The organism is uncultured Sphingomonas sp., assembly GCF_964021865.1.
In the GTDB taxonomy this organism is placed as follows: domain Bacteria; phylum Pseudomonadota; class Alphaproteobacteria; order Sphingomonadales; family Sphingomonadaceae; genus Sphingomonas.
In genome coordinates, this window is record NZ_CAXIAM010000074.1 from 1 (window position 1) to 12,941 (window position 12,941).

Sequence of the window (12,941 nt, forward strand, 5' to 3'; positions counted from 1 at the left end):
AGGAAGGGCTGTGCCTCGGTCTGTCGTCGGGGATCAACGTCGCGGGCGCGGTGCGCTTGGCGCGGCAGCTCGGGCCGGGCAAGCGGATCGCGACGATCCTGTGCGATACCGGCTTCCGCTATCTTTCCACGCTCTACGATCCGGCGTGGCTGGCGTCGAAGGGGCTGGTGCGCGGCCCGGTGCACGATCGGCCGTTAACGAATTGATCGACAGTCGCGCGACGATCGGTTAGAAATGCGCGACCGATGAAGGCTCCTCTCAAAGATAAAGCCGCCGTCGAACGGCAGCAGGCGGAACAGACCCGGCAGCGCGTGCGCGTCGGAATGATCGGTCTGGCGGCGGTCGTGCTGTTGATCGGGCTGGCCAGCGCGATCTTTTCTTCGGTGAACCAGCAACAGCCGGTCAGCGTGACCGGTGCGGCGCAACCGGATCTGGTCGCCAACATGAGCGCGCCCGCCTCTGCCCCTACGGCGGCGCCCACCAACGAACCGCTCGCTGAAATGGGCGTAACCCCCGGCGCCGCGCCGACTCCCTCCGCGGCCGAGCAGCAGCCGCAGCTCCCGACGCAACCCGCCCCGGACGCGTCCTCGACCAACGGCATGTTGTGACCGGTGCGCCGCGGCCCGTGTCCGCGGCACACCGCCGGTCGCCGCGCATGATTCGCGCCGCCGAATCCCTCGTCCTTTCGCATCGGCATCACAGCCCGCGTCACCGGGGACATTCGGGGACGGAGTGCCCGATCGTGGAAAAATGCGGGTCTGCGCTTGCTACTCCTGCCGGCTGTCCGTGCTTTGTTCCTGCCCGGGCGCACGCACCGCCGTGGATTTCGGCTAAATTCGGGCAACGGCGGGGCTGATCCCCGGATTTCCCCGAATATCCCTTCTCATCCCGTTTTAACCCTGATACGTAAGCGCGACGACATTGGGGGCAGAACCACTGTTGTTTGCTGACGGCAACGTCGGCGCGCGGCGAGGGCTGTGCGCCGGGCAGGGTGGTTGTGCGCTCCGGGTGCGAGGTGGGCGTGGTCGACAGGGTGGATTATCAGGGAAAGGGGCTCGGTCTTGTCGATGACAAGGGCCGGGTTGCGATTCCCAACACCCTGCGCGCGACGCTGGCCAAGAATGCCCCGCGTGAGGACGGCAAGGACGGCGGCACCGTCATCATCGCGCCGCATCCCGAACATCGCTGCCTGATCGCCTACGACCCCGGCTTCGTGCCGTTCTGGAAGGCGAAGCTGGAGGCGCTCGACGCCGCGCAATTCGCGACCAGCGGGCGCACCGATTACAACATCCTCGATCGCGCCGGCGGGGCCGAACCGTTGCCGTTCGACGGTTCCGGACGCTTCATCATGCCGACGTTCGAGCGTCGTTATGCCCGGATTCAGGGCGCCGCGGTGTTTTTGGGCGCGTTTAATTGGATCACGATCTGGGCACCCAACGTCCTGATCGAGACACCGGGGATCGACCCCTTCCTCAAGGAGTATGTGGAATTCACCTGCGAGGACAAGGGGATACCCCTGTCATGAGCAGCGCCCCGCACATCCCCGTCCTGCTCGACGAAGTCATCACCGCCCTCGCCCCCGCCCCCGGCGAGCGCCATGTCGATGCCACGTTCGGGGCCGGCGGCTATACAAGCGCGATCCTCGCCACCGGTGCGGCGGTGATCGCGTTCGATCGCGACCCGGATGCGATCGCCGGCGGGCGCGCGCTGGAAGAAGAAGCGGCGCTGACGCTCGTCCCCGCCACCTTCTCGGCACTCGAGGCCGAGTTGCAAGCGCGCGATGCGGTACCGGTCGATGGCGTCACGATGGACATCGGCGTGTCGTCGATGCAGCTCGATCAGGCCGCGCGCGGCTTCTCCTTCCAGTCGGACGGCCCGCTCGACATGCGGATGAGCCAGGCGGGCATGTCCGCGGCCGACTTCCTCAACGAGGCCGCGGAAGAGGCGATCGCCGACGTGCTGTACCGTTATGGCGAGGAGCCCAAGTCGCGGCGGATCGCGCGTGCGGTGGTCGCCGCGCGCCCGCTTACCACGACCGCACAATTCGCCAACGTCGTCCGCAAGGCGCTGGGCCATCGCCCGCATGACAAGAAGGATCCCGCAACCCGCGCCTTCCAGGCGGTGCGCATCCACATCAACGGCGAGCTGGACGAGCTGACGCAGGGGCTTGAGGCCGCCGAGCGCGTGCTGAAGCCGGGCGGGCGGCTGGCGATCGTGACCTTCCACTCGCTGGAGGATCGCATCGTCAAGCGCTTCCTGCGCGATCGCTCGGGTGCGGCACCCGGCGGCTCGCGGCACATGCCGGTCACCGCGCCCGCGCGCGCGCCGACCTTCGAGATCACCGCCCGTGCGATCCGCGCGGGCGAAGCGGAGCTGGCCGCGAACCCGCGCGCCCGCTCCGCCACACTTCGCACTGCCCGGCGTACCGGGGCGGCACCTTGGCGTTTGGAGGCGTAACGATGGCGGCGATATATCGGTTGAAGGGGCTCGGGTGGCTGACCGGCTGCGCGATCGTGGCGATCGGCTTCTATCTCGTGTCGTCGCAGGTTGCGGCGGAACGCAAGCGGCTGGAGCAGGTCGACCGCCGCATCCTGAGCGCCGAGCGCGATATCCGCGCGCTGGAGACCGAGTTTGACGTGCGGGCGAACCTCGCGCAGCTCGAACGCTGGAACGGCAACACGCTGGCGCTGACCGTGCCCCCCGCGCAGCAGTTCGTCCGTGACGGGCGCGCGGTGGCGGCGCTGTCGCCGGTGCAGGGCCTGCCGGCGCCGGGGCGTGACGTCCAGCTCCAGACCGCGCAGTTGATCGTCCCCGCCGCGCCGGTCGCCACCGTCATACCCGCGGTCGCGACCGCCAGCGCCGGTTCCACCCCCGCGGTCGTGAAGGTCGCCGCGGTGCAGGTCGCCGCCGCCGCCGCCCCGGTCGGCGTCACCAGGGTCGCGGTGCGCGCGGTCGCTGCGCCGGTCAAGGTCGCCAAGGTCGCGATGCTCGATCGCGGGTTGCTCAGCGACAACACGCTGGGCGACCTGTTGAGCGGCGCCCGCGCCGAACGGAGCCGCCTGCGGTGACGACCCTGGTCGCCCGACCCCTTCGCGCCGGCCGTTCGGGCGACCAGCGCCAGCAATTGCTGGCGACGCAACATCTTCGCCTGATGATGCTGATGCTGCTGTTCGCGGCGGCGGTGCTGATCGTGATCGGGCGGCTGGCGATGCTCGGATTGATGGAGGGCGGCGAGCGCGGCAATGCCCCGGTGCTGGCCGCGCCGCGCGGCGATATCGTCGATCGCAACGGCGCGCCGCTCGCGCGCACGATCGACGCGTGGACGATCGGCGTCCACCCGAAGAAGCTGCTCGGCGACCCGTCGCAGATCGCGCAGAAGCTCGCCGACCTGATGCCCGATCGCGGCGATCAGGCGTGGTTCTATGCGCAGATCACGCGCCCGGTCAGCTTCACCTATCTCAACCGCCGCGCCAGCCCAGCGCTGGTCGAGGCGGTGAATGCAATCGGCGAGCCGGGCATCGTCTTCGAACGCGAGACGCAGCGCCTCTATCCGCAATCGACGCTCGGCGCGCATGTGCTGGGCTTCATCAGCGGCGGCCACGGGATGAGCGGGATCGAGCGCGCGCTCGACGAACGGCTGACCAACCCCGCGACGACCAACCAGCCGGTCACGCTGTCGATCGACACGCGCGTCCAGGCTGCGATGGAAAGCGAACTGGGCCGCGCGATGACGACCTTCTCGGCGCGCGGCGGCGGCGGGATCGTGCTCGACGTCCACACCGGCGAGGTGGTGGCGATGGTGTCGCTGCCGACCTTCAACCCCAATCGCGTCGGCATGTCGGGCACCGAGCAGCTCCGCAACATCACCACGCAGAGCGTGTTCGAGCTGGGCTCGACCTTCAAGCCGATCACGATGGCGGCGGCGATCGACAATGGCGTCGTCACGTCGATGGAACGGCGTTTCGACGCGACGCATCCGTTGCAGGTCGGTCGTTTCACGATTCATGACGAGCGCGGCGATCCCAAGCGCTGGCTCAACATGGCCGAGACGCTGATCTATTCCTCGAACGTCGCCACCGCCCGCGTCGCCGACGAGGTCGGGCCGGAGCGGATGCAGGCCATGTTCAAGAGGCTTGGCTTCGACACCCGCCCCGATATCGAGATTCGCGAAAAGGGCCGTCCGCTGTGGCCGACGTTCTGGGCGCGCACCACGACGATGACCACCGCCTATGGCCACGGTATTGCGGTGACGCCGCTGCACCTCGCCAATGCTTATGCCGCGCTGGTCAACGGGGGGACCTGGCGGCCGGCGACGCTGCTGAAGGTCCAGCCGGGTCATGAAGTCGCGGGCCGGCGCGTCATCAGCGAGGCGACCAGCGCGCGGATGCGCCAGATGCTGCGGCTGATCGTGCTGCGCGGCACAGGGCGCAAGGGCGATGCGCCGGGCTACCGCGTCGGCGGCAAGACCGGCACCGCGGAGGCGGCAGTGGCGGGCGGCTACGACCGGTCGCGCAACGTCGCGACGTTTGCAGCGGCTTTTCCGATGGACGCGCCGCGCTATGTGGTGGTCGCGATGCTCGACTCGCCGCTCGGCACGAAGGAGACCTTCGGGTGGAAGACCGCCGCGTGGAATGCCGCCCCGGTCGTCGGCCGCACGATCGCGCGCGTCGGCGCGATCCTGGGCGTGACCCCCGACGACAACCGCGACATCGACGTGTCGGACATCGTCCCGACCTTGTGGGAAGATCCCGATCGCGTGCCGAAGAGCGGCGGGCAGTGAGGGCGGTGGCATGAAGCTGTCGCAACTGGTCGAGGGCGGCGGCGAGCAGGCGGTCACGGGGTTTGCGATCGACCACCGCAAGGTCGCGCCCGGCACGATCTTCGGCGCGTTCGAGGGCGCGCGGGTGAACGGTGAGGACTTCATCCCCGCCGCGATCGAGGCCGGTGCGGTCGCGGTGGTCGCGCGGCCGGGCGCGCGCGTCGAGGGCGCGCTCCACATCCGCGATTACACCCCGCGCGAGGCGTTCGCGCGGCTGGCGGCGCGGTTCTTCGCGCCGTTCCCGCAGACGGCGGTCGCGGTCACCGGCACCAACGGCAAGACCTCGACGGTCGAGATGACGCGGCAATTGTGGCGCATGGCGGGGCATCATGCCGCGTCGATCGGCACGCTCGGCGTCGCGACCGCCGACGAGCGCGTCGTGACGGGGCTGACCACCCCCGACGTCGTCACCTTCCTATCGAACGTCGCCGGGCTGGCGCGTGAGGGCGTCACGCATCTCGCGTTCGAGGCGTCGAGCCACGGGCTCAGCCAGTATCGCACGGAGGGGCTGCCGGTGCGCGCGGCGGCCTTCACCAATCTCAGCCGCGACCATCTCGACTATCATGGCGACATGGCGGCCTATTTCACCGCCAAGCTACGATTGTTCGCGCAGGTGTTGGCCGATGACGGCACTGCGGTGGTGTGGGTCGACGATGCCAATTCGGAGCGCGTGATCGACATCGCGCGCGAACGCGGCAACCGCGTCTTCACGGTCGGCGAGCATGGCGACGACCTGCGGCTGGTCGCGCGTGCGCCGACCTTGCTGGGACAGGGGCTGACCATCCGGGCCGACGGCGTCGAGCATCGCGTCACGCTCCCGCTGATCGGGGGGTATCAGGCGGCCAACGCCTTGGTCGCCGCGGGGCTGGTGATCGCGACCGGCGGCGACGTCGCGCAGACGATCGCGGGGCTCGCACGGTTGCAGCCGGTGCGCGGGCGGCTGGAGCGTGCCGCGATCACCGCGAGTGGCGTACCGGTCTATGTCGATTACGCGCATACCCCCGACGCGATCGAGGCGGCGTGCGCCGCGCTGCGTCCGCATGTCGAGGGGCGGCTGATCCTCGTCCTCGGCGCCGGTGGCGACCGTGACGCCGGCAAGCGCGTGCCGATGGGGCAGGTGGCGGTGGCGAGCGCCGATGTGGTGATCGTCACCGACGACAATCCGCGCACCGAGGATGCTACGGCGATCCGCCGCGCGGTGCTCGACGGCGCGCGCGGCGCGCGCGAGATCGGCGACCGCCGCGCTGCGATCGCCGCCGCGGTAGCGGAGGCGCGTGGCGGCGATATCGTACTGATCGCGGGCAAGGGCCACGAACAGGGGCAGATCGTCGGCGATCTCGTTTTGCCGTTCGACGACGTCGCAGTGGCGCGCGAGGTGGCGGCATGATGGCCCCTTCGTCATTCCCGCGCAGGCGGGAATCCAGAACCTCTGACGCTGGCGCTTCTGTCGACGGACCTGCGCGTCTGGATCCCCGCCTGCGCGGGGATGACGACTTTGATATGACGCGGCCATGACGCTCTGGACTGCCACCGACATCGCCGCCGCCACCGGCGGCACCGCCTCCGCCGACTTCACCGTCGACGGGGTCGCGTTCGATTCGCGTGAGGTCGGCGAACGCGACCTGTTCATCGCGCTGACCGGCGAGACGACCGACGGCCATCGCTTTCTCGATCAGGCGTTCGCGCAAGGCGCAGGTGGCGCGATCGTGTCGCAGCCGACCGGACATCCGGCGGTGCGCGTCGACAACACCTTCGCGGCGCTCGAAAACCTTGCCCGCGCCGCCCGCGCGCGCGTCGCGGGCAAGGTGATCGGCGTCACCGGGTCGGTCGGCAAGACCTCGACCAAGGAGGCGTTGTTCGCGGCGCTCGACCGTGCGCCGGGCGTCCGTGCGCATCGCTCGGTCAAGAGCTACAACAATCACACCGGCGTTCCGCTCAGCCTCGCGCGTATGCCCGCCGATACCGATTACGCGGTGCTGGAGATGGGGATGAACCATCCCGGCGAGCTGGCGCACCTGACCACCTTGGTGCGTCCGCATGTCGCGCTGGTGACCGCGATCGCGCCGGCGCATACCGAATTCTTCCCCGACGAAAGCGCGATCGCCGACGCCAAGGGCGAGATCTTTCAAGGTCTGCAGCCCGGCGGTACCGCGATCGTGCCGTTCGACAGCCCGCATCGTGACCGGTTGATCGAGGCGGCCAAGCCCCATGCGGGCCGGATCGTCACTTTCGGGCTCACCCGCGAGGCGGATGTGTGCGCCAGCGATGCGATGGTAGTGCGCGGCGGAGGCACGTTCGTCAACGCGCGGGTCGGCGGGCGCGACCTGAGCTTCACGATCGCGCAGCCCGGGCGGCATTGGGTGTCGAATGCGCTCGCCGTTCTGGCGGTGGCGGATGCGGTCGGAGCCGATCTGGCGCTCGCCGGGCTCGCGCTGGGCGAGCTTGGTGGCCTGCCGGGACGCGGCGCACGGCTGACGGTGCGCGTCCGCGACGGCGAGGCGACCGTGATCGACGAAAGCTACAACGCCAACCCCGCCTCGATGCGCGCGACGCTCGCGGTGCTGGCGCAGGCGGCCGGGCGGCATGTCGCGGTGCTCGGCGAGATGCGCGAGCTGGGCGAGGGCTCGGCCGCCTTCCACGCCGGGCTGGCCGACGACGTCGTCGCCGCGCGCGTCGAAACGGCCGTGCTGGTCGGCGAGGCGATGCGCCCGCTGGCCGCGGCGCTTGAGGGGCGGGTCGATTTCGTCCATGTGCCCGATGCCGGCCGGGCGCTCGAGTGCTTGCGGGCGCTGATCCGTCCGGGCGACACATTGCTCGTCAAGGGATCGAACGGCGTCGGCCTGTCGCGACTGGTCAGCGGCCTTGCCAACGGGATGAGTTGAGTTGCTGTACTGGATCGCCGAACAACTCGGTTTCGCGGGCGGGTTCAACCTGATCCGCTATCAGACGTTTCGCGCCGGCGCGGCGGTCGCGACCGCCTTGTTCATCGGCCTCATCATCGGGCCGCGCTTCATCGGCTGGCTGCGCGTGCGGCAGGGCAAGGGGCAGCCGATCCGCGCCGACGGCCCGCAGACCCATCTCGCCAAGCGCGGCACGCCGACGATGGGCGGGCTGATGATCCTCACCAGCCTGGTGCTGGCGGTGCTGATCTGGATGGATCTCAGCAACCCGTTCGTCTGGGCGTGCCTGTTCGTCACGCTCGGCTTCGGCGCGATCGGCTTCCTCGACGATTACGACAAGGTGCGAAAGGCGAGCACCGCCGGCGTCTCCGGCCGTGTCCGGCTGCTGCTGGAATTCGGGATAGCGGGCGTGGCGGCGTGGATCGTGATGCAGGAGAACGGCTCGGGCCTCTATTTCCCGTTCACCAGCCGCTATTTCGTCGACCTCGGCTATTTCTATCCGATCTTCGCCGCGTTCACGATCGTGGCGTTCGGCAATGCGGTGAACCTGACCGACGGGCTCGACGGGCTGGCGACGATGCCGGTCATCATCGCCAGCGTCGCGTTCATGCTGATCGTCTATCTGGCCGGCAACGTGAAATTCGCCGATTATCTCGGCATCCCGCACGTCCCGCGCGCGGGCGAGCTGGCGATCTTCTGCGGCGCGGTGATCGGCGGCGGCCTGGCGTTCCTGTGGTACAATGCGCCGCCCGCGGCGGTGTTCATGGGCGACACCGGCAGCCTCGCGCTCGGCGGCGCGCTGGGCACGATCGCGGTGGTCGCGCATCACGAGATCGTGCTGGGGATCATCGGCGGGCTGTTCGTCGTCGAGGCGATGAGCGTCATCATCCAGGTCTTCTGGTACAAGCGCACCGGCAAGCGCATCTTCCGCATGGCACCGATCCACCATCATTTCGAGCAACTCGGCTGGAGCGAGCCGACGGTGGTGATCCGCTTCTGGATCATCAGCCTCGTGCTGGCGCTCGCCGGGCTGTCGACGTTGAAGCTGCGATGATCGTTTCGCGCGCCTGGGCGGGGAAACATTATGCGGTGCTCGGGCTGGCACGCTCGGGCGCCGCGACCGTTCGTGCGCTCGTCGCGGGCGGGGCGCGGGTTACGGCGTGGGACAGCGACCCGGAGAAGCGCGCCGGCCTCGACGGCGTTTCCTTTACGGACCTCGACACCCTCGACCTCTCGGATGTCGACGCGCTGGTCGTTTCGCCGGGCGTCCCGCTCAACACGCATCCGCTCGCGACGAAGGCACGCGATGCCGGCACGCCGATCATCGGCGACATCGAACTGTTCGCGCAGGCGCGTGCCGATCTGCCCGCGCACAAGGTCGTCGGCATCACCGGCACCAATGGCAAGTCGACCACTACCACGCTGATCCACCACATCCTCGACACCGCGGGCATCCCCGCGCGGATGGGCGGCAACATCGGCCTGCCGATCCTTGGCCAAGAACCGCTGCCCGAGGGCGGGGTCTATGTGCTCGAACTGTCGAGCTACCAGATCGACCTTACGCAGACGCTCGACTGCGACGTCGCGGTGCTGCTCAACGTCACCCCCGACCATCTCGACCGCTACGACGGCTTCGATGCTTACGCCGCCAGCAAGGCGCGGCTGTTCGCGATGCAATCGGCCGCGCACGTCGCGATCGTCGACTACGAGGCGGAAGCCGAGCATGACATGCTCGCCGATGCACCCGAGGGTCTCAATTTCCGGTTCACCGACGGCGTGCCGCTGCCCGGCGATCAGGCGCGCTGGCCGTCGCTGCAAGGCCCACACAACGAACAGAATGCCAGGGCCGCGGTTGCGGTCGCCGAGGCGCTGGGCGTCGACGCCGAGACGATCGAGCGCGCGCTGGAGACGTTCACCGGGCTGCCGCACCGCATGGAGCGGATCGCCATGCTGAACGGCGTGGCGTGGATCAACGACAGCAAGGCGACCAATCCCGAAAGCGCCGCTCCCGCGCTCGCCGCTTTCCCGCGCATCCACTGGATCCTGGGCGGCAAGGTGAAGGGCGACGATCTCGACGCCTGCCTGCCCCATCTCGGCAATGTCGTGCGCGCCTATACGATCGGCGAGGGCGGGCCGCGTTTCGCCGCGGTGCTGCGCGGGCAGGTGCCCGTCGCCGAGGTCGAGACGCTGGAACGCGCGGTGAAGCTGGCGGCGCAGGAGGCGGAGCGTGGCGACGTCGTGCTGCTGTCGCCCGCCGCCGCCTCGTTCGACCAGTTCCGCGACTTCGAGCAGCGGGGCGCCGCGTTCCGCGCGGCGGTGGAGGAGTTGGCATGAGCGCGACCCGAACCGAGCCCGCCCGTCCCGGCGTATCGCTGCGCAACCGTGGCGGGCGCGGCGATCCGTCGCCGCTCGGCACATGGTTCTGGGACATTGACCGCGTGCTGTTGCTGCTCGCCTTGTTCCTGATCGCGATCGGGCTGATCGCGGTCGCCGCGGGCTCGCCGGTCAGCGCGACGCGCTATTCGGGCGAGCATCTCCACTTCGCGCCGCTGCATTATTTCTGGCGACAGGTGATGTGGGTCGCGGTGTCGCTGCCGGTGCTGTTCGTCGTATCGATGCTGCCGCTGACGATGGCGCGACGCATGTCGCTGATCGGCGCGGCGGTGTGCGTCGCGCTGATGGTGGTGGTGCCGTTCGTCGGGGTCAGCGTCAATGGTGCACGGCGCTGGGTGGGGTTCGGCTTCGCGCAGTTCCAGCCATCCGAATTCCTCAAGCCGTTTTTCGTCGTCACCGTCGCGTGGCTGCTGTCGTTCAAGTCGCGCGATGCCGAGCTGCCGGTCACCGCGATCACCGCCGCCTTGACCGGACTGATCGCGATGCTGCTGATGTTGCAGCCTGATTTCGGGCAGACCGTGATCTTCTGCCTGATCTGGCTGGCGCTGGTGACGATTGCGGGCACGCCGACGCGCGTCATCCTCGGCTTCCTGTCGATGGTGCCGGTCGCGCTGATCGCGGCCTATCTGTTCTACAGCACCGCGCGGAAGCGGATCGACGCGTTCCTGTTTCCCGGCGTCGAGGGCGAGGGCGCGGCGGATCACTTCCAGACCAACGCCGCTCACAACACGCTCACGTCCGGCGGCTGGTTCGGGACCGGGCCGGGCGCGGGCACGGTGAAGTACGGGCTGCCCGAGGCGCATACCGACTACATTTTCTCGGTGATCGGCGAGGAATTCGGACTTTTGGCGTGCATGATCGTCGGGCTGGCGTTCCTCGCGATCGTGGTGCGCGTGTTCGTCAAGCTGCTCGACGAACAAGACCCGTTCCGCCTGCTTGCCGCCTCCGGCCTCGCGGTGCAGTTCGGGGCGCAGGCGCTGATCTCGATGGCGGTCAACACCGGGCTGGCACCGTCGAAGGGGATGACGCTGCCGTTCATCAGCTATGGCGGCTCGTCGATGATCGCGCTGTCGATGGGGATGGGGCTGCTGCTGGCGTTCACGCGCCGCAATCCGTTCCTGCTGCGCAGCCCCTATATCGCGCAGCAACGCTGGAGCGCCGAATGACGCAGGTCCGCGATTTCCGCCCCCGCCACTACGTGCTCGCCGCCGGCGGGACCGGCGGTCACATGGTCCCCGCCGCCGCGCTCGCCGCCGAGCTGATGAAGCGCGGGCATCGCGTCGCCTTGGTCAGTGACGCGCGCGGCGTGCGCTTTCCCGGATTGTTCGAGGGCGTGCAGACGCATGTCATTCCCGCCGGGCGCTTCGCGGGCGGGCCGCTCGGCTGGGCGAAGGCGGCGCGGCTGATGGTGCAGGGGCGGGCGATGGCGCGCGACCTGTACCGGACGTTCAAGCCGGCGGCGGTGATCGGCTTCGGCGGCTATCCCGCCTTCCCCACGCTGTCGGCGGCGTTCGCCGAGCGTATCCCGACCGCGATCCACGAACAGAATGCGGTGCTGGGGCGCGTCAACCGGTTGGTGGCGGGGCGAGTCGATGCAATCGCGACCAGCTATGCCGAGACCGAACGGCTCAACCCGCGCCACCGCGCCAAGGCGCATCTGATCGGCAATCCGGTGCGCGAGAGCGTGCTGGCGCTGCGTGCGAAGCCCTATCCGGTGCCCGACGAGGACGGCATCTTCCGCGTGCTGGTCACGGGCGGCAGCCAGGGCGCGTCGGTGCTGAGCCAGGTGGTGCCGGACGGGCTCGCGCTGCTGCCGGTCGCGTTTCGCCGCCGGTTGCAGGTGACGCATCAGGCGCGGATCGAGGATATCGACGCGGTGCGCGAGAAATACGCCAGCCTCGACATCGCCGCCGAGCTCGCCACCTATCTGCCCGATCTGCCCGAGCAACTGGGCTGGTCGCATCTCGTCATCGCGCGCGCCGGCGCGTCGACGATCGCCGAGCTGACCGCCGCCGGTCGCCCCGCGATCCTCGTCCCGCTGCCCTCGGCGACCGACGACCACCAGACCGCCAATGCGCGCGAGATCACCGCCGCAGGCGGCGCGCGCACGATTCAACAGACCGCCTTCACGCCGACGGAACTCGCCAAGCAGATGCAGAAACTCGGACTCGATCCCGAAGCGCTCGGCAATGCCGCGACGCGCGCGCGCGCGTGCGGTGCGCCCAATGCCGTCACCGACCTCGCCGATCTGGTCGAAAGCCTCGACGCGCCGCGAGCACGGGTGATGGTCGGCAAGGCGCAGACGCGGAAGGCGTTCGCATGAAAGGCGTCGCGACCGATATCGGGACGATCCATTTCGTCGGGATCGGCGGGATCGGCATGTCGGGCATCGCCGAGGTGATGCACAATCTCGGCTACAAGGTGCAGGGCTCCGACGTCGCCGAGGGCTATGTGATCGAGGGGCTGCGCGCGCGCGGGATCGCGGTGACGATCGGGCATGACGCCGCCAATGTCGACGGCGCGGCGGTGGTCGTGACCTCGACCGCGGTGAAGCGTGGCAACCCCGAGGTCGAGGCGGCGCTGCGCAACCGCGTGCCCGTCGTGCGCCGCGCCGAGATGCTCGCCGAGCTGATGCGGCTGAAGTCGACCGTCGCGGTTGCCGGGACGCACGGCAAGACCACGACGACCTCGATGGTCGCGGCGCTGCTCGATGCCGGCGGGGTCGATCCGACCGTCATCAACGGCGGGATCATCAACAGCTACGGCTCGAACGCGCGGCTGGGCGCGAGCGACTGGATGGTGGTGGAGGCCGACGAGAGCGACGGCAG

Annotated in this window: 12 protein-coding genes and 1 pseudogene; all 13 read left to right on the forward strand. The window is 69.2% G+C overall.

The window, feature by feature from the left end; all coding sequences use genetic code 11:
• Window positions 1–206: pseudogene (locus tag AADI75_RS14820) on the forward strand (hypothetical protein); the annotation flags it as partial.
• 39 nt (window positions 207–245) lie between these two features.
• Window positions 246–608: a hypothetical protein gene (locus tag AADI75_RS14825; RefSeq protein WP_341209778.1), complete on the forward strand. Its 363-nt coding sequence runs from the start codon at window positions 246–248 to the stop codon at window positions 606–608.
• Between the two features lie 413 nt (window positions 609–1,021).
• Entirely contained in the window at window positions 1,022–1,525 is a 504-nt protein-coding gene (locus AADI75_RS14830; RefSeq protein ID WP_028966908.1) for an MraZ protein, read from the forward strand.
• A complete protein-coding gene (rsmH, locus tag AADI75_RS14835; RefSeq protein ID WP_341209779.1) occupies window positions 1,522–2,457 on the forward strand; it encodes a 16S rRNA (cytosine(1402)-N(4))-methyltransferase RsmH in 936 nt (311 codons plus the stop codon). Before AADI75_RS14830 ends, rsmH begins: the two co-directional genes overlap by 4 nt.
• Before the next feature lie 2 nt (window positions 2,458–2,459).
• A complete protein-coding gene (locus AADI75_RS14840) occupies window positions 2,460–3,068 on the forward strand; it encodes a hypothetical protein (RefSeq protein ID WP_341209780.1) in 609 nt (202 codons plus the stop codon).
• Window positions 3,065–4,780 carry a penicillin-binding protein 2 gene (locus tag AADI75_RS14845; protein WP_341209781.1) on the forward strand — a complete coding sequence of 572 codons (1,716 nt, stop codon included), beginning with the start codon at window positions 3,065–3,067 and terminating at the stop codon, window positions 4,778–4,780. The genes AADI75_RS14840 and AADI75_RS14845 overlap by 4 nt, the downstream gene beginning before the upstream one ends.
• A 10-nt stretch (window positions 4,781–4,790) precedes the next feature.
• Window positions 4,791–6,206, forward strand: a complete 1,416-nt coding sequence (locus tag AADI75_RS14850) for a UDP-N-acetylmuramoyl-L-alanyl-D-glutamate--2,6-diaminopimelate ligase (protein WP_341209782.1) — start codon at window positions 4,791–4,793, stop codon at window positions 6,204–6,206.
• A gap of 124 nt (window positions 6,207–6,330) precedes the next feature.
• The gene (murF, locus tag AADI75_RS14855) at window positions 6,331–7,701 is read left to right on the forward strand and encodes a UDP-N-acetylmuramoyl-tripeptide--D-alanyl-D-alanine ligase (RefSeq protein ID WP_341209783.1); all 1,371 of its coding nucleotides are present in this window, start codon (window positions 6,331–6,333) and stop codon (window positions 7,699–7,701) included.
• A 1-nt stretch (window position 7,702) separates the two neighbouring features.
• Entirely contained in the window at window positions 7,703–8,773 is a 1,071-nt protein-coding gene (gene mraY / locus AADI75_RS14860; RefSeq protein WP_341209784.1) for a phospho-N-acetylmuramoyl-pentapeptide-transferase, read from the forward strand.
• Entirely contained in the window at window positions 8,770–10,053 is a 1,284-nt protein-coding gene (gene murD, locus AADI75_RS14865; protein WP_341209785.1) for a UDP-N-acetylmuramoyl-L-alanine--D-glutamate ligase, read from the forward strand. The genes mraY and murD overlap by 4 nt, the downstream gene beginning before the upstream one ends.
• Window positions 10,050–11,279, forward strand: coding sequence for a putative peptidoglycan glycosyltransferase FtsW (locus AADI75_RS14870; RefSeq protein WP_341209786.1), 1,230 nt, complete (start codon window positions 10,050–10,052; stop codon window positions 11,277–11,279). Before murD ends, AADI75_RS14870 begins: the two co-directional genes overlap by 4 nt.
• Window positions 11,276–12,436, forward strand: a complete 1,161-nt coding sequence (murG, locus tag AADI75_RS14875) for an undecaprenyldiphospho-muramoylpentapeptide beta-N-acetylglucosaminyltransferase (protein WP_341209787.1) — start codon at window positions 11,276–11,278, stop codon at window positions 12,434–12,436. Before AADI75_RS14870 ends, murG begins: the two co-directional genes overlap by 4 nt.
• The coding region (locus tag AADI75_RS14880) for a Mur ligase domain-containing protein (RefSeq protein WP_341209788.1) at window positions 12,433–12,941 on the forward strand (509 nt) is incomplete at its 3' end. The genes murG and AADI75_RS14880, both read left to right, overlap by 4 nt.